Annotated in this window: 14 protein-coding genes; 4 read left to right on the top strand and 10 right to left on the bottom strand. The window is 38.1% G+C overall.

What is annotated here, in order from left to right; all coding sequences use genetic code 11:
- Positions 1 to 48: 48 nt before the first annotated feature.
- Positions 49 to 2,166 (bottom strand): methionine--tRNA ligase, encoded by a 2,118-nt coding sequence (gene metG / locus IPI65_12420; GenBank protein MBK7442319.1) that lies wholly within the window; start codon positions 2,164 to 2,166, stop codon positions 49 to 51.
- A 3-nt stretch (positions 2,167 to 2,169) separates the two neighbouring features.
- Here metG and IPI65_12415 point away from each other — a divergent pair, with 3 nt between their 5' ends.
- Positions 2,170 to 3,069: an LD-carboxypeptidase gene (locus tag IPI65_12415; protein MBK7442318.1), complete on the top strand. Its 900-nt coding sequence runs from the start codon at positions 2,170 to 2,172 to the stop codon at positions 3,067 to 3,069.
- Positions 3,070 to 3,118: 49 nt separating this feature from the next.
- Here the strand turns inward: IPI65_12415 and IPI65_12410 are convergent, their stop codons facing one another.
- Together IPI65_12410 and IPI65_12405 are read right to left on the bottom strand one after the other, a co-directional pair.
- Entirely contained in the window at positions 3,119 to 3,967 is an 849-nt protein-coding gene (locus IPI65_12410) for a DUF3108 domain-containing protein (protein MBK7442317.1), read from the bottom strand.
- On the bottom strand, positions 3,964 to 4,944 hold the full coding sequence (locus IPI65_12405; protein ID MBK7442316.1) for a flippase-like domain-containing protein: 981 nt from the start codon (positions 4,942 to 4,944) through the stop codon (positions 3,964 to 3,966). The genes IPI65_12410 and IPI65_12405 overlap by 4 nt, the downstream gene beginning before the upstream one ends.
- 11 nt (positions 4,945 to 4,955) lie before the next feature.
- Between IPI65_12405 and ruvC the strand changes: the two genes are divergently transcribed.
- The gene (gene ruvC / locus IPI65_12400; GenBank protein MBK7442315.1) at positions 4,956 to 5,519 is read left to right on the top strand and encodes a crossover junction endodeoxyribonuclease RuvC; all 564 of its coding nucleotides are present in this window, start codon (positions 4,956 to 4,958) and stop codon (positions 5,517 to 5,519) included.
- A 1-nt stretch (position 5,520) separates the two neighbouring features.
- On the opposite strand, the gene IPI65_12395 is transcribed toward ruvC, so the two are convergent.
- From IPI65_12395 to rsmA, 7 genes are all read right to left on the bottom strand, one after another.
- On the bottom strand, positions 5,521 to 5,916 hold the full coding sequence (locus IPI65_12395; GenBank protein ID MBK7442314.1) for an HIT family protein: 396 nt from the start codon (positions 5,914 to 5,916) through the stop codon (positions 5,521 to 5,523).
- 2 nt (positions 5,917 to 5,918) lie between these two features.
- A complete protein-coding gene (greA, locus tag IPI65_12390; protein MBK7442313.1) occupies positions 5,919 to 6,392 on the bottom strand; it encodes a transcription elongation factor GreA in 474 nt (157 codons plus the stop codon).
- A gap of 76 nt (positions 6,393 to 6,468) precedes the next feature.
- Entirely contained in the window at positions 6,469 to 7,521 is a 1,053-nt protein-coding gene (locus IPI65_12385) for a PorV/PorQ family protein (protein MBK7442312.1), read from the bottom strand.
- A gap of 21 nt (positions 7,522 to 7,542) precedes the next feature.
- Entirely contained in the window at positions 7,543 to 11,427 is a 3,885-nt protein-coding gene (locus IPI65_12380) for a hypothetical protein (GenBank protein MBK7442311.1), read from the bottom strand.
- A 23-nt stretch (positions 11,428 to 11,450) separates the two neighbouring features.
- Positions 11,451 to 15,164 carry a carboxypeptidase regulatory-like domain-containing protein gene (locus tag IPI65_12375; GenBank protein MBK7442310.1) on the bottom strand — a complete coding sequence of 1,238 codons (3,714 nt, stop codon included), beginning with the start codon at positions 15,162 to 15,164 and terminating at the stop codon, positions 11,451 to 11,453.
- A gap of 119 nt (positions 15,165 to 15,283) precedes the next feature.
- Positions 15,284 to 16,234 carry a hypothetical protein gene (locus IPI65_12370; protein MBK7442309.1) on the bottom strand — a complete coding sequence of 317 codons (951 nt, stop codon included), beginning with the start codon at positions 16,232 to 16,234 and terminating at the stop codon, positions 15,284 to 15,286.
- A 6-nt stretch (positions 16,235 to 16,240) separates the two neighbouring features.
- A complete protein-coding gene (gene rsmA, locus IPI65_12365) occupies positions 16,241 to 17,017 on the bottom strand; it encodes a ribosomal RNA small subunit methyltransferase A (GenBank protein ID MBK7442308.1) in 777 nt (258 codons plus the stop codon).
- A gap of 94 nt (positions 17,018 to 17,111) precedes the next feature.
- Between rsmA and IPI65_12360 the strand changes: the two genes are divergently transcribed.
- Entirely contained in the window at positions 17,112 to 17,660 is a 549-nt protein-coding gene (locus tag IPI65_12360) for an RNA polymerase sigma factor (GenBank protein ID MBK7442307.1), read from the top strand.
- A gap of 3 nt (positions 17,661 to 17,663) precedes the next feature.
- Entirely contained in the window at positions 17,664 to 18,572 is a 909-nt protein-coding gene (locus IPI65_12355; protein ID MBK7442306.1) for a hypothetical protein, read from the top strand.
- Positions 18,573 to 18,936 lie beyond the last annotated feature (364 nt).

Here is an 18,936-nt window from a genome sequence, read left to right as displayed (position 1 = left end):
GACGCAGTAAATGTTACCTGAGTTGCGTGTAAAAAATATTTAATATGATTAACTTATAGTTAATCCCAATCCCTCAGTGCCGGGGGTTTGAACGAAATACAGCTTCCCTTCAGCATCTTCAGACATCAAAATCATTCCATTACTTTCCACACCGCGCATTTTACGGGGTGCCAGGTTTACTAAAACAGTAACCTGCTGACCGATTAATTGCTCCGGTTGAAAATGTAAAGCGATTCCTGAAATAATGGTTCGCTGCTCAAAACCTAAGTCCACATTGAGTTTCAGCAGTTTATCCGCACCCTGAATCTTTTCTGCAGCCGTAATTTTACCGGTGCGCATATCCAGTTTAGAAAAATCGTCGAAAGTAACTATTGGTTTTATAGGGGTATTTTGTTTAACTGGCTGATTATCAACAGGTTGCAATTTATCTTGACGCTCTTTTCTAATTATTTCGAGTTCGGCTAATTTTTTGTCAATTACCTCATCTTCAATCTTTTCAAAAAGGTAAAACGGATTGCCAACTGCGGCGCCTGTTTGCAATTTTGGCTGTAAATAGTTGAATCCGGGCTCACTTATACTAAAGTATTCGAAAATTTTGGTTGATGTAAAAGGTAAAAACGGCTCAGCAAGAATGCCAATATCTACCAAACTTTCGAGACAAACCCTGAGTACACCTGCAGTTTTAGCCGGATCGGTTTTAACCAGCTTCCATGGTTCATAGTCGGTGAGCAACTTATTTCCCAGTCGCACCACATCCAACATCGCGCCTAAAGCATCCCTGAACCGGTAGTTTTCAATTGCTGGCATGTATGTATTTTCTACCAGGTCTTTAATCTGGCGGTTGTATTCTGCGATATAATCTTCTGAAAGTAAACCGGCGTGGTTTTCAGGCACCTTGTTATCGTTGTACTTAGAAGTAAGCACCATTACCCGATTGGCATAATTACCTAAAATGGCAACCAGCTCGTTATTATTGCGGGCTTGAAAATCCTTCCAGGTAAATTCACTGTCCTTTGTTTCAGGCATATTAGCGCATAAAACATAGCGCAAAACGTCTTCTTTGCCCGGAAATTCACTCAAATAAGTATGCAACTGAACGCTCCAGTTGCGGGAAGTTGACATTTTATCACCTTCCATATTCATAAACTCATTAGCGGGTACATTAGTAGGTAAAATGTAATCGCCATGACTTTTTAATATGCATGGGAAAATGAGGCAATGGAACACAATATTGTCTTTACCTATAAAGTGGACCAGTTTTGTTGTATCAGATTTCCAGTAGGGTTCCCAGTTATTACCTGTGTTAAGCGCCCATTGTTTGGTTGCACTGATATAACCGATGGGCGCATCGAGCCATACGTATAACACTTTCCCCTCGGCATTAGGAAGCGGAACCTTCACGCCCCAGTCGAGGTCGCGTGTTATTGCGCGGGGATGTAAACCTTCGTTAATCCAACTTGCGCACTGACCAAGCACATTTTTTTTCCATTCTTCTGTGCGGCCTTCCCCTTTTATGATCCAGTCGCTCAGCCAATTTTGAAATTTATTGAGTGGTAAATACCAGTGGGTAGTTTTTCTTTTTACCGGAGGCTGGTTACTTAAGGTGGAAACGGGGTTTATTAAATCGGTTGGGGATAAGGATGTACCACATTTCTCACACTGGTCGCCATAGGCATTAGGATTTGCACAAACCGGGCAAGTTCCCATAATGTATCTGTCGGCTAAAAACTGATTAAAAGCCTCATCGTAATATTGTTCACTCTCCTTTTCCTCAAAAACATGCTGCTCATATAATTTCAGAAAAAATTCTTGTGAAGTTTCATGATGTATTGGAGATGAAGTGCGATGATATATGTCGAAGCTGATACCTAAGCCTTTAAACGCATCCTGAATAATGGTATGGTATTTATCGATAATCTGCTTTGGCGTAGTATTTTCTTTTTTAGCCTGAATGGTTATCGCAGCCCCGTGTTCATCGCTTCCACAAATAAAAACTACATCTCTTTTTTGTTTACGCAGGTAACGAACATAAATATCTGCCGGTAAATAAGCGCCGGCAATATGACCCACATGCAATGGTCCGTTTGCATAAGGAAGCGCAGATGTTATTAAATATCTTTCAGGTACTTGCAAGATTTTCTCAATTTTATGCGCAAAAATAATCATAATATGTTCAATCGTTTGGCACTTAAACAGGGAGATTCAATCGGGATACTCTCAACAGCAAGGTGGATTGATGAAAGCGAGCTTCAAAATGCGCTTGAAATATTTAAATCCTGGGGTTTAAATCCGGTGTTAGGCGAAACGATATCTGCAAGATTTAACCAGTTTGCCGGAGAAGACAGTGTTCGCGCAAATGACCTGCAGCATTTTATGGATAATCCTGAAATAAAAGCCATTGTTTGTGCACGTGGTGGATATGGCACTATTCGTATCATGGAAGCATTAGATTTTACCGGGTTTATGGAAAACCCAAACTGGATTTGCGGTTTTTCTGACATTACGGTATTACATGCACATATTAATGATAAACTCGGTATTCCATCTTTACATTGCACCATGCCATTTTCATTTGCCAATAATTCAGCGGCGGCTTTGTCGACATTAAATGCAGCTTTATTTGGAAATCCATTAAGTATTTCCTGTGCACATCATCCTTTAAATAAACAGGGTACAGCTGAGGGAGTTTTAATAGGCGGAAATTTATCCATTTTATATTCTTTACTTGGAACAAAATTCGGATTTTCTACCGGACATAAAATTTTATTTATTGAAGATATTGATGAATACCTTTATCACATTGACCGTATGCTGATGAGCTTAAAACTTGCCGGAAAATTAGAATTCGTAAAAGGAATTATTGTTGGCGGAATGACAGACATGAAAGATAATAAAGTTAAATTCGGAATTAGTGCAGAAGAAATAATTGCCAATCATGTTTCCAAATATGACATTCCGGTTTGTTATGGATTTCCATCAGGACATATACCGGATAACCGTGCAATGATTTTTGGCACTACAGTAAAATTATCCGTTACCAATACAGAAACCACACTGAGTTATTTATAAAAAAAGGCCCCTCATTGCTGAGAGGCCTATACATATAATCACGACTTACTTAATTCACTTTTGAAGTAAAGGGATATTTATTTCCGCCGTATGATTTTAAATCGCAGGTGATTCTACCGACGCGCAATTCTGATTCAATACGCACAGGAATTCTGTTATCATCATCTGTTAACCAGAGTGTCATCCCCTCTCCTTCTTTAAATATTTCACCTTCCTGTAATAACGGTTTTAATTTGATACAATTAAATTTACCGAGTTTGGTTTCATAAACTTCTTTACCTTCATAACGAACATACATATCATATTCTTCATCATCAATTGCCATTTTCACCGGAATTTTATCACCTTTTTTTGCATTGGCTATATCCAACGTACGCATCCAGTAAAAGGTAGTCATTAAATCTAAACCGCATGGATCAACATTAGTAATTGTTTTAGACGTTTTTTTGCCTTTGCGGTTATCCTGATAAGAGTAAATAATATTTTTTTCTCTGTCCCAATCATAAGAGCGATAAAAAGTATATCCACCTTCATATACATCGCGACTGAACTTATACGATTGTAAAGTTTCTTCATTCATATAGGTATCCACTTTATCGCGCACTTTAAATAACCAGTCGAAAGATTTATAACTAACAGCTTCCCCTGATGCATGTAAAACAGGTTTGCCTTTATAATCTTCTTTTGTTAATTTAAAATATACTTCTCCACCGCTTAGCCAAACGCTACCCCAGTTATAATAAACTTTATATGTAAGTGATTCACCGGCCTGAAAAGCCATATGCGGAATTTCGCATGTTTCACTTGCAGGCATAATTCGTGATGGCATAGTTTCATCCACATCTCCGGATAATAAAGTTCCGAACGAAAGTGCTGTAATTAAAATTGGTTTAATCATGATTGTCTGTTTTTAAAAAAATTATATCTGATAATAAAAACATATCCTAAAACTGCCGGTAATATCAGGTTTAAAATCCAAATACTTGTTGTTGCTGCCAGTGTTATTCCAATTGGTATGCCATAATTGTAAAATATCAATGTGGCTACCGGTAATCTGGTTAACAACTCAACCACTGCAAAACTTGGTATCACCGTTTGGGCCAGATAGATTACACCGATTGCTGCAATTCCGTTCAATAAATTTATTTCTGCCCCAAACAATCTAAGAAAAATCAAATACTGTGCCGTATATACAGAATAACGCCAAAACGCAAGCAGCAGTATGATTGTAAGCTCTCGTGAATGATATTCTCCTAATATAGATGTATAAGGATAAATCCGTTTTAAAAACTTGTTTCGCTTAAAAAGCTGAACTACCACGTCGAGATTGTAATAAGCCATGAGCAACAGTACAATTGTAATGGCACTTACAAGCCCTACAGCAAAGGTTACGGATAAAGTGATTTGTTCTATCTGGTGGAGATAAATGATAAGTCCGATCACACCAAAAAATATGGTAGCAATGTTCTGACTAAAACTACCGATGAGAGAAACAATTACGGCTTTAATTCGGAATTTACGTGGAACATATAAAATACGGCCACCAAATTCACCAACCCGGTTTGGGGTAAATAATCCGAGTGTTACGCCTGTCCAAACTGCTTTGAAAGTGCGTTGTAATTTGATGGGATTTATTTTTTGGACAAGAAATTTCCATTTATACGCTTCTATTCCCCAGTTGAGCAACATGAGGAAAAAAAGAATGATTAAATAAAAAAACAGTTTGCCGGTATCGATATTTGATAATTGTTGCGGGATTGTTTTTGCTTCTTTATTGAGATATAGTTGTTTATAAAGCGCAAACAGCAATAGTGCAAAAACCGTTACTTTTATGGCAACGGACCAGAAAATCGTTTTATTGCTTTTATTTTTCAATTCGAAGGCGAATGTCGGTAAATTCTAAACAACAAATCATTATGGGGGTCGACCCCGGAACAAATATATTGGGTTACAGTGTAATTTGTGCCGATAAAAATACTATCAAAATATTGATTAACGGGGTAATTATGCTAAAAAAAACCGATGATCATTTTGTACGGTTAGGCATTATTTATACAAAATTATGTTCGCTGATTGATACTTACCAGCCACTTTCGATGGCAATTGAAGCCCCGTTTTTTGGAAAAAATGTGCAATCGATGCTCAAACTCGGCAGGGCTCAAGGCGCCGCTATTGTTGCAGGAGCAAGTAAATCGCTGGATGTAACGGAATATAGTCCGCGCCGCATAAAACAAAGTATAACCGGTCGCGGAAATGCCAGCAAAGAGCAGGTGGCTAAAATGTTAATGTCGACACTAAACCTTACGGAATTGCCAAAATATTTTGATGAAACCGATGCACTTGCCGTTGCAGTTTGTCACTACAATGCTTCTAAAAAAATTGCGGTTACCGGCAAACAATTTAAAAACTGGAATGATTTTATCCAGGCTAATCCGAATAAAGTAAAATAATTTATTCGAGGTTGCTGATAATTTTTGCGGCTATTTGGGCAAGTTCGGCACTACTCATTTTCAATTTTGGTCTGCTGAAATTAATATCATCCATTGTGCGCAAAGGAATCAGATGAATATGTGCATGCGGAACTTCGAGCCCGATTACAGAAATACCGATACGTTCGCAGGAAATTACTTTTTCCATGGCATGTGCAATGCGTTTTGCGAAGGGCAACATGCCTGCGAGTAAATCATCATCCAAATCAAAAATATAATCAACAGGAACTTTAGGAACTACCAATACGTGACCGGGAGCTAATGGCATGATATCAAGAAAAGCGAAATAGCGTTCGTTTTCATCAATTTTATGACAAGGTATTTCTCCGCTTATAATTCTGCTGAAAATAGTAGGCATAATTAGATCGTAATTTCTAAAATTTTAAATTCAATTTCGCCGGCAGGAACAGTAATTTTGACTGTTTCACCGACTGTTTTGCCCAATAATCCTTTTCCAATTGGAGAAGTTACTGATATTTTGCCTGTTTTAATATCGGCTTCTTTTTCAGATACCAAGGTGTATTTAATATCTTTTTTAAACTTGGTATCATGCAGTTTAACAGTGGTAAATACAGATACTTTTGAGGTATCAATTTTAGACTCATCTAATAAACGCGCGTTCATGAGCAGTTCTTCCAGCTTGGCAATTTTCATTTCCATTAAGCCCTGAGCTTCTTTCGCAGCGTCATATTCAGCGTTTTCCGACAAGTCACCTTTTTCACGGGCTTCTTTAATTTGTCGTGACATTTCAGCGCGACCCTTCGTTTTCAATTCCTGGATTTCCACTTTTAGGTTTTCCATTCCCTCTTTACTCAAATAGATAGTATCAGCCATATGGTCAAGTTTAAAATAAAAAAAAAGAAACGTTCCTTGTTCAGAAACGTTTCCGCAAAGTTATAAAAGAATTTTATCAGAAGCTCAAACGAAGGCCAAAGCAATGTGAGCCTTCATACTGATATGATGTTCTGTAAGAATAATTTAATGCTACGAGGTTTTGGCCTAAATCGTCGATTGGATACTGGAAAGTGATACCGGCAGCAATACCTGTGTTGGCACTGGTGCGGTCAATGTCGCTGGTGATACCATTTTCATAGCGGTAAGCGGCGCGCAACATAAACATTTCAGTATTTTTCACTTTCAGTGCATATTCCATACCTGCACCGAACTGATCTTTATAAAACGAGTTAGATGTGAAGTTACCAACCAAAGTAAGGCGGTTAGTTTGACCAAAATAGAAATCGTAAGAAGCGCCAATTGCGAGTAAAGAAGGCAATTCGAAGCTTTCTGAACGGAAATCCTGGGTCATTGAATAATCGCCATCCGGAACATTTCCTCTGAAGCTAAGACCATCGCCACTGAATTTCATTGGAGTTCCAACGTTTCTGAGGGCGATACCCATTTTAATTTGTTCAGGGTGGGCTTCACTACCTGTGATATATTGAATTCCTACATCCATGGCAACACCAATTGCCTTAACGTCGGAAATACTTTCGGTAATTACACGAACGGTAAGACCGCCACTCAGGTAATCGGCGAATTTTTTAGAGTACGATAAACCAAGATTACTGAAACGTGGCTTATAAAAAGCACCTGTTCCATCAGGGTTATCGGTAGTAGTTACTTCAATTTCACCGAGGTCCATAGAAGTAAGTGTTAAACCGATTGCGCCATCACCAATTTTTTGGGCAAACCCAAAAGTGTTGAGGCTGATATCGGTACCAACAAGCCATTCTGTTCTTGAAAACTCCAATTGGGAGCCATCAAGGAACGACATACCGGCAACGTTGATATTTGGTGCTTCCACTCCCTGAACGGAAGAAATATTTAAGCCATACCAACCACTGCTTTGTGCCCATGGATCGATCAATAATTCTGAAGCACCTGCTTCACCCGAACGGTCGGGATTTCCTGCTATCAATGCAGCAGGCATCATTATCGTAAAAGCTATTAAAAGTTTTCTCATTTTGGTCTAGTGTTTCAGGTTTTAGAATGTATCCAGGTCAATAGGTCTCATAACGCCGAACCATTTAACAGTGGTTTCTCCGAGTGAACCGGCATCGATATGTATAATATACATACCACTTGCTACAGGTACATTTTTCTCGTTTTTAAGATCCCAGTCAATTGATGAATCGAGGTTATTTGATTTAGAGTTCAATGAACCACCTGATGTATTATCAGTTGTTACATCACGTTCAAAACGGCGAATCAAAGTTCCATCTAATGTAAATATCGAAACCGTACATTGTGCAGGCAGGTTAGTGATTTTCACATTGTTGTCGAGTGAACTTGTTTCATATGCAGAATATGCATAATAAGGGTTAGGAACTACTCTGATTAAATCAAGCGCACTACTTGCTGTTGCCTCATCATTTACAGTGGCTGCAAGATTTGCAGTGCTGAAACGATATAAAGGTGAACCTAAGTTTTCGCCTGTTACAAAATACGACAAGTATGGTTTAGTAACCCTTAAACTTACTGTTGTTTTAGTTGGTATGTTAAAAGGTTTACCTACTTCAGAAGAGTAACCTTCTGCAAGGAAAGGCATTGAAATCCAAACCACATTTTTAAAGATGTCTTTGTAAACAGATGTTTCAGGTTTAACTCCACCTATCCATTCTAATGAATCATGGATAGCAGCACAACCATCATATGTTGATTTAGTTACATATAAATAGTGTTTACCACCATAAACAGGATTAAATGTTTCGTCAAAGAAAGTAGAAGAAGGATTCCATACCATATCTTTTCCGCGACCGTCAGGCTGACCTGAACAACCATCTTCACCAAAGAAAATGTTTACGCGGCGACCTGTTTCAACATCAATTGCATAACCTGGGAAATAAGAGAAACCTTTTTCTGTTCCCGGTTCTACAGCACCTGTTGCATCAACAGCAGGTAATTGGCGTAAATCCAGTTTATCTTCATCGCGAACGGTAGTACATTCACCACTTTCCACAACAATACAACGAGACCATTTGCTTACATCTGATGTAAATACCACATCTACACCTATTGTTTCTTCAAGTGGAATCTGAGGTCTTAAACCTGTGATTGAACGCAATGGCATATAAGGTACATCACCGGTATTGAATGCTACAATTTCTGTAGGCGCCCAAGTTCCGCCAAGCACACCTTCAAACACCTGATTTTCGTCAGGGTTAGGTAATACATCGGCAAAAGCACCATCCACTGCAATACCTGAACGAATCCAGTCTAAAATGGTACCATCATTATCAGGCACACCTAATAACCATTGTTTATTTGGATCTTCATAGGTTAATGTTGCATCAATAAATCCGTTATTTTCTTCCTTTTCAATAAAGGTTCCACTAACGGTTTGTCCACCCGGATCAAATACATTTTTTACCGTAACTGAAAGTCCCCATTCAGGAATAACCTGTTCGTTGACAATATTTATAGGGAAATCTGATACTACAATATTACCATCAGTAAGGTTAGTTAAAACCCACCAGGTACTATCAGGATTAATCGGGCTTGAATTTGTTGAGTCAATTAATTTCAATTCAAAATCAGCAGCAGGTAAACGAACCGGATCGTAAACCATTACGTCGATTGGTGCATTTCTGCCTTTATAAATTGGCTCTTTAATTGTTGGAGCAGTAGTAATTAACGAATTAACAGTTTCTTCAGTTAATATCTGGAAATTACCACCATTACCGATACCTTCAATTTTAGTAATATCCGGACCATCACCATATTCAGCATTTAACACCATACCACCATTTTCCGGATCCGGTTTGTGTGGAATTGCTGTATAAATTTTAATATTTTTTCTTCCTTCAAGATACGGACGTTTCTGAGAGTTAGGATCAGTTGGTTCATAATCACTGAAGTTGTTGTAAGAATAAGATACAACTGAGAAGTAATAAGTTTTGAAGTTGATTAGTTTAGTTGAACCTTCAGCAAATGCATCGTCAGTTACAAGGAAAGTATGTTTAACACCTTCATTGTTTCCTTCAACCATTAATTCAGGAACATCACTTCCGATGGTTACATCAAAACTGTAGTTAACAATTTTAATTACATCATCTTTTAAATCGCACTGATAAATCAATTTTGCTTTTGTTACATCAGTATATTCAGAAGGTGATACCTGTGAATTTTCCAACTGATAAATTTTATATCCCTGGAAATTATAGGTAGTATCATTTAATCCCGGATTTGCTTCAATAACGCTGTCAGGTAACTGGCTTACAATACTCACAATAAGTGGGTCTGTTTCCTGGTAACTTTCACCGATATTATTTGAAGTTGGGCCGTTTGTAAGTGAAATAACAACCTGCTGATCTAATTCACGCAAGTCCATATCCGGAGCATCAGGACCACCAATTAACTGGAAGTCTGCATCAAATAAAGCCTGTGCTTTCTGGTCAGCTAAACGTGCTAAATCAAATGAAGTTTGACAACCACCCGATACCGGAGGGCGAACCCAGATAGCACCCATTACAATTTCATTTTTTGCACCAGGCAATAATTTGAAAGGACCTGATGATTGCAAATAACGACGGTCAGCCGCAGGGTTGCTTTCAGTACATTCACTCCAACCTGTAGGGTCAGAAGGATCACTTGGGAATATATAATTTGATAATTCAGTTCCACCGTATCCGTTTCCACCTTTTGTGAAAGGAGAACCGTCTTTCCATGTTCCTGACATATAACCGTAATAATGTGCAGCAACCTCAGGGTTACCGATTACGGAGAAGTCATTATTATAATATAAGAATGCTGACATTCCGAGACGAACGCTATCAACAATAACACCGTCATCTAAAATATATTTGATAGGGCCCTGGAAAAAGTCAGTTCCAAAAATAGGTGGATTAGCACCATAATTTGGAGAAGTTGGACCATCATTTAAGTCACCATTATAACACATACCTAACGACAATACAGTATCGCAACCAACCCAGTCATCATCAAAAGCACCTAAGTCGGAGTCAACCCACTGACCAAAATAAGTTGAGTCGAGTGTTGTAGTTGCGTAGTTGGTTACTTTATAACGATAGAACGTCATGTCGTTGATTTCATCGTTAGTTTGGAAACCGAAAGCTAAAGCCTGGATTTCAATACCGATAGCATCTCCACCTGATTCGGTATGGATATTACCTTTATCGTTATACACCCAGAAAATTGCCTGGTCACCATCAATATCAGGATATTCACCTAATTCAGGAGAATATAGACCATCAAAATTTACGTCAACAAACGGAGCTAAATCTTTTTGAACATCTAATAATTCGCCAGCTTTTCCGGTTGCGTACTGGTTACCAACACCCGGCCATTCGCGAATAATAGATGGAATTTCACCTTCCGGAATTAATGCCGGTGTAGTAGTTACTCCGGGATTTCCGCCATAAGATAAAATTGTTTCAAAGAAATCATCAATATCTGTTCTGTTAATTTTCCAGTGACGGTCATAAGCGTTACAGGTAGCTTCTTCAATTGTTCCGTCAGCATCAAGTGGTCCAGGCCAGAAGTCGTTACCGCTCTGACGGTAGGTTTGTGCAGCAATTTTAAGCTGTCCACCTGCATCAATACCACCAATCCAAAGAGCACCTGCAAAGCTAGAGCTTACAGGAATTGCACCTGTTGTAGGGTCAACTTTAGGAATTTCGTATTTCGCATCATTATCAAGGTCCCACCAAAAATCGCCGGCACCCAATAAACGACATCTTACGTTATTGATGTCGAGATCCACCTGAGTTGTAGCATCCGCACAACCGGCGTTCAGTTTTGCATAGGCATTGGTTCGTTTTCCTGTTATACCCATATTCTCCTTAGCTTGAACATTCAAGCCAATGAACATGAACAGAATTAACATCCAACTAAATTTATTTTTATACATATCTACCAGTTTAACTTTTATTATTAGAAATCAAATGAAACACCTAAACGAATTCTTCTAGGAATACTATAATTATCAGGGTTCATCATTTTAACAGTATACAAGTCAACAAATGATGCAGGGTCAACCTGTGAGCTGATAGCTTCAACACCTTCAGCAGATGTAAGGTAACCATCATCCAACGAGTTGCCTGTGTAACCGTAAACGGCAATTACGTTTTCTGCATCTAATAAGTTTTGAACCCAGAGGTAAACGTCCATTGATACAGGGCGTTCAGCTTTTCCTAAACCAAATTCAAAAGCTTTATCTAATTTAATATCAGTACGATAATGCCAAGGTAAACGGGAACCGTTGATAGCACCATCTAATGTAGAACGGTTTTGAACACCGAACTGCGCTGTAGGGATGGCATTAGCCTGACGAGTATAAGGTTCACCTGAACGAGCGTTAAATGTTACGTTTAAACCAACGTTGTCTAACCAAGCCGGTTGTGAACCATCCGGATCTTCGAAACGATAATCTAAAACGAGTTTTAAGCTGTGGCGTGAGTCGTATGATAAAGGAATAATTGTTCTTAAGTTTGGTTGACCGGCACCAACAAGGTTAACCTGAGATGTTGCACTTGAACCTGTTCCGTCAGCAAACTGTAAAGTATAGCTGGTTGATAATTTCAGGTTACGAGTACGACGTGCAATATCATAAGATACCGATAAACCTTTTACAGTTCCAAAGTCGATATTACCATAGGTAGTATACGTTAATGGATAAGCGTAAGGCACGTTGATAATTTGAATCATATCACGCAATTCTTTATAGAATGCAGATATTTTGATAACAGATGATGAGGATAACTGTTGTTGGAAACCAACCTGATAATCGATTGTTTTTTCAGGTTTCAAATCCGGGTTATCTAATAATGCACCTGCATTTTCAAGGAAGAAATAATAATCAGCAGGAGTTGTGCTTGTTCCTGTTGGAGGACGTTGTGTTAAGATATCATAATGTGCAAAGAATAATGCTTCTCTGTCTTCCACTTTAGAAATAGGGAATGAGAATGCAATCCTAGGCATGATTGTAATTTGAGGCGTATAATCTTCAAAAGAAGAATTCGGGTCATAATTTTCATCCTTAATGTTTGCATCAGGATCAACAACGAAAGGTGTAATTGTACCTGTTGAAGATGTAACAGCAATAACGTTAGGGTCAGCAACTTCCTGACCATCTGCATTATACCAGGTATCTTCATTACGGTAACCTAAAATTGTAGGTGAAGGGCTGTTGAAATCATCAACATACACTACATAATCTTCACCAATATTTCCCGGATGTGAACCATTTGGATTAAATGAACCATCAACTTCCGCTGTTGAATAAACATCATATAATGAGTATTTATCTCTTAATACTTTACGGTTAGCATCATAACGGTCAACACGCACACCTACACGGAATACGATATCGTTAAAGTTAAACCTGTCTTGAATATAACCTGCAGTATACACCGGTCTGAAACCATCTATAGGACGCGTTTTAAATCCGTTTTCTTCCTGTGTAAAGAAGTCGTTAAAAGAAACAACACCATTTACTTTATTACCGAGGTAATCATAACCGTTGTAACCAACTAATGAGCTACCCTGATTTAATAATTCATCTGCGCTGAATAAATCCATTGAGAAAACATCTAAAGGAAGGTTATCTATATTAATATAGTCTAACTCACCAATATTGTAACCTAATGAATTTAATTTATCACGTAATTGCTGATCAAAATAAGCCTGATCATCTTCTAATAATAAACGGTTGTAAGTGATGGTATCAAATTCACCGAAATATAAACCCGGTGTACTTAAATATTCATCATAAGTATATTCTTCACCATCAATAACTAAAATTGGATTGTCGGTATCAAGTGTTAAGATGTGTTTGTTAGTTAACTGACGAGCAATTGTCCATAAGCCGATAGGGTTTACACCATAAAAACGTTCGATACGCTGTTGGAATTCAAAACCGAATTCGATAGCGTGTTTTCCGATTTTTTTAGAGTTTGGATTTTTAACATCCAACGACGCTGCAAAGTTTAAACTGTATTGATCCTGATCAGCTTTTGAATAGTTGAACCAAGGAACACCTTTATTATACCACATATTATATGTAGATAAGAATAATGATGCAGATTCACCATTTAATAAACCACCACCTAACTGGATATCGAATAAACTTGAAGGAGCAACGCTGCTGCCTTCATAAAATTCTGTAGTGTATTCAGCAAGTTCAGGGTTAGATGCACCCGGCGTAAATTCAACCAATGTATCCTGGTAACCAACTAAAGTCCAACCTGTTAAACCGGTTGTTTCATCAGTAGTATAAAAATATACCGGTGCTTTGTAAGTATTGTATGAACCGATATAACCATAAGCCCAAGGATTCATACCATGGTCACCATCCTGACGGGTAGAGATAAATTTGGTATAATCTACCTGAATTGAATAGTATGCATTACCGATTACAGATTCTTCACCTTCTACTGCGCGTTTTTCCGGAAAACGTTGTGTAAAACGTAAATATCCGCGGTAAGTGCTTTGATCATCAACCGGGTTATTTTCAGCATTCATCAACGCAAAGTTTCTGCTATAGGTATTGCCATGGAATTTTCTCCAGCTTAAACCTAATTGCACGTTGGTGTTGCGTGTAAACTTATAATCAAATTTTGTAGATACGGAAGCACCGTAGTTAGAAGTATTTTCGCGATAAGGGATTTTTTCCAAATCGTCCAATGTAAGGAATTCGGAATTTTTATTAAATCCGAGACCACTTACTGAAGGGCGTAAAGGATTTTCCGCGAGGTCGCTTAATACATCATCTTTAACAATATAGTTGCCGATTGCTGAAGGGTCAGGGTCTTTTTCCATTTCGAGTTCACCCGCGAGGAAGAAACCAAATTTAGCTTGAGCAGAATCGGTGCCTTTATTTTTTACAACAATTGGTCCTGATAAAAACACAGAAGCCAGATTGTATCCATAAGGATCAAGAAATTGAGAACTTGCCAACTCAACGCTACCATTGTAGTTTTTTGCAGGTCCACGTGTAGTGATGGTAATGAAACCACCTGTTGCATCACCGTATTTAGGGTCAACACCACCGGTGATAACTTCTAACTGCTCAATGGCATCCTGAGGTAATTTTAATGAACCGGATACACGAACACCATCAATAATATATTCCGTAGCATCACCACGAGAACCTTTGATGTTCAATCCACCACCTTCATCACTTTGGTAAACCCCTTCTTTTGTTGCCGCAATTGAGGTAACGTTACGTGTGGCAATTTTTTGAATGTCTTCCTTCGTTACCACACCTCCGGTGCTGGTATTTCCTTTATCAACCAAAGGTGCCTCGTATTTAACCACAACGGTTTCGAGCACCTGGTCACTCAGGATGAAGTCAGGAAGGAATACAATACCTTGCGATACGGTAATTCCGGTAAGTCTTTGTTTTAATCCGACATAGGAAGCTTCTACTTCGTAAGTTCCCGGTTCGAGGGCAGGAATGGAGTATTTTCCGTCAAAATCGGTGGTTGCACCGGTTTCGAGGACTCCGTTTTTGTAAACAACTACGTTTGCGAAAGGAATTCCTTCGCCTTTGCCGTTTACAACTTTTCCCTGGATCTCACCCGACTGAGCGATTGCAGAACCCACACACATTACTAATACGACGAGTGCGTAAAGGAGTTTATTCATAGACCAAAAGTTTAAAATTTTGTTAAGAGTCGCTAAATTATGTAAATAATTGAAAACAAAAGTATAACAGTAAATAAAAATGTGCGTCATGCACCGGTCAGATTACTGCCATATTTTTGTCAATTAACACTTTGAATGCCAAGTGCATCAAGCTTTTCAGCCAGTATTTTCGACAACTTCAGGTGCGAAGTGTGCGTCCAGCCTGCAACGTGCGGGGTAAGAATAATATTGTGTCGTTTAGTTAAATTTTGCATGTTGGCAAGATCGGAGCCGGAGAGTTCATAAAATTTTTCGTTTTCAAACACATCCAAAGCGGCACCAATAACTTTTTTGTTGTCCAAAGCCGAAATCAGGTGAGCCGTGTTGACAATTTTTCCTCTGGAAGCATTAACGAGCCAAATTGGCTTTGCAAAACCATTGATGAATGCCGAATTAAAATAATGATGGGTTTCCTGATTTAGTGGTAAATGAAAGGATAGAATGTCCGCTTTTTGCTGAATTTCGTTTATTCCGGCTTCTTTCACAAAATCATCTCCAAAACCGGTTTTATACTTATCGTGTGCCAAAACGCTTACTTCGAAACCTTTCCACTTAGTTGCAAAACGGCTGCCTGTATGGCCGTAGCCGATAATACCGATGGTTTTCCCTGCTATTTCTTCTCCCCTGTTTTCTTCGCGTTGCCAGATACCATTCCTGATTTGATTGTCGGCGCGGACAATATTGTTCATCAAGGCCAGCAACATACCCACAGCATGTTCGGCAACCGCATTGGCATTGCCTTCCGGCGAATTTACAACGATGATATTTTTTGATTGGGCATAGGCAACGTCAATATTCTCCATTCCACTACCGGCACGCGCAATAAATTCAAGGTTTACAGCTTTGTCAAGCAATTTGGGCGTAACCAAAATTTTAGTTGAAAGCACCAACCCTTCGTATTGATCGATGATTTCAAAAAGGGCTTCATTGCTAATTTCAGGTTGTATATCTACATGAAACCCTCTGCCAATAAGCCATTCGGCCATATAAGGGTGCAAAAAATCGGTTACTATTACTTTCTTTTGCGACATTGTTTTTTAGTTTTCGATACTGTTGCTCAACAGAATAAAATCCTGAACGCTCAACTGTTCTGCTCGTTTATCGGCAAAATTAAGGCGGATTGCTGCTTCTTTAGCGCCATGAACCGGTGATAGTGCGTTAGACAATTTTTTTCTTCGCTGGTTAAAACCTGCTTTTACCACCGATTTAAGCAAAACAGGGTTAAACTGACCGGGATCCGATTTTTTGGTCAGTCGTATTACTGCTGAATGCACTTTTGGGGGAGGATCGAAAGCAATTGGTTCCAGTTCGAATAAATATTCACAATCGTAATAAATCTGGACCAACACGCTGATTACGCCATAATCTTTATTCCCATGTTTTGCGACAACACGCAATGCCATTTCCTTTTGGAACATCCCCACCATAAGTGGCACCAGTTCAAGGTTGTCGAGCATTTTAAATAAAATTTGCGAACTGATATTGTATGGAAAATTTCCAATCAGCAAAAACGGTTCGCCAACGAGTGATTTTAAATTGAGTTTTAAAAAATCACCTTCTAAAATCTGAGACTCAGGAAACTGTTGTTCAGTTTTTAACATGTCGATAATCCGTCGGTCGACTTCCGAGACAAACAGTTTTTTTTCAGGGATTTTTTTTAAATATTGCGTCAATACGCCCAAACCGGGGCCGATTTCCAATATATTTTTTGCGAGATGGAGCGGCTGCAACGCTTCTACAATCTGCAATGCAGTATCATTACTGCGTAAAAAATGTTGACCGAATGCTTTATTATGTTGGAAGTGATTACGCATTATTTTTGCAAAGAAAAGGATTTAATACTTACCACCGTGTAACCTTTTACATTTTTACGTTTCTATAAGAGTGGCAATCCGATAAATTGAATAGATGCTTGTAGCTACACATGATGAATTTTTAGCATTGTATAAACCGGTTCATGAACGGTTTGTGCGATACTGTAGTAGTCATGCCTATGGCATTATGGAAACACAGGATTTAGTACAGGACACCCTGTTAAAAACCATGCAACATTTCGGGAGTTTAAAAGACAAAGAAAAGTTGTTGCCATTTATGATCAGTATTGCGAATAACATCATGCATAATGTTTTACGCAGGCGAAAATTCAGTGGGATTTACAATGAAAAAGCATTTAGTAAATTAAATGCTACAACAAATAATCCTGAACTAGCTATGGATATTCATTATTTGTATAAAGCCTTAAATACTTTACCGGAAAAGGATAAAGAGGCCATTATTCTTTTTGAAATTACCGGATATAGTATTAAAGAAATTGCCGCTATTCAATCGTCGAACGAAAATGCCACAAAAACACGGCTTAGCCGCGCAAGGCAAAAACTTAAATCATTATTGGAAGATGAACCTGAACATAAAATAAGTTATGCAAAAGCAGGACAATTATTCACTTTTTTATTTTGAGTTATGAAACATAAACCGGACATTAATCAAGTATTTAACAGCATAAAAAACATGCCTGTTGAAATAGATATTTCCGGCATTGAAAAATTTGTTCTTGCACAACCGGCAACTGTGTTTACATTAAAAACACTTTTTTCAACAACTAAAATTATTTTTATGACAACAGGAATAGCAACCATCATAACAACAGCAGTAATTTTGTTTTCACTTGATAATAATAAATCTTCCGCCACTTATAAGGACATTCCGGTATTAAAAAAAGAAATTCGTCCGGAACAACCTTTAACGTTGTTGAATTTTGACGATAACAATTTAGCGATTAACGTATTGCCTGAATTGCCTGAAACGGTTATTCCATCTACAATGCCGGCAGATACAAACAAACGCAAAACAACAGTAACGGTTAGCAGTGGAAACGGATATTCTATGTCGTCAACTACAATTGAAAATCCCAGCGACAGTAATGATGTGATAACAAACACCTATTCTTTTTCTACAAGTAATAATGGCAGTGTAGGAACAACATCAGGCAAAAATTCAAATAAAAACTCAAGCTCGAGTTCAAGCTCAAATTCCGGTTCAAATACGTCATCCACAGCCGGAAATATTTTTTGTGACAGTAACGGCGTACAGGTATTTGCAACTTACGATTGTGACAAGCAGGAAACCTTTCAAAAAGTTATTGAAGATGAATTAATTGCTGATGGATTAATTAAATCCGGTAAACGATATGTTTATACAATATCAGATAAGAGTTTTTCGGTTGGTAATAACAAACAAAGTAATGATTTAAGAAAAAAATACACGCAATTATTATTGGATTATTCCTGTTATCAATTCGGAAGAAGTTTCCAATTTATGTATTCAAAAGCAGGAGATAGTATATCAATAAGTACAAGTTCGGGCGATTAATTTTATCGCAACCGAATTAATTATAATTTTTTATTCATATCACCAAGTTAGGTTTTGTTTGCGGGTTTGGCTGTAAACAGAACCTTTTTATTTTATTTAATTGATGAAATTAAATAATCGTTGAGGCTTACAATGATTTTAAAAAAAAGTTAAAAATAGTGCAATTAAGTTGACCTAGCCCGGATAGTAATGGAGGCCCGTGGGAGGATTTGGGGATTTGTTGATTGAAGATTGAATTATTTTATTATGGTTTATTAGTTGCTAACGATTCATCCACGGCCGGAATGGATAGCCGGTAAGGATGTAACAAAGAACCCGGATGTTGCTGCTCCAAAAAATCAACAATGAGCATTTAAATTGCCCA

The sequence above is a fragment of the Bacteroidota bacterium genome, assembly GCA_016706255.1.
GTDB lineage: Bacteria > Bacteroidota > Bacteroidia > Chitinophagales > BACL12 > UBA7236.
Note: the sequence above shows the minus strand (reverse complement) of the source record. Positions and strands in the feature narration are given on the sequence as shown.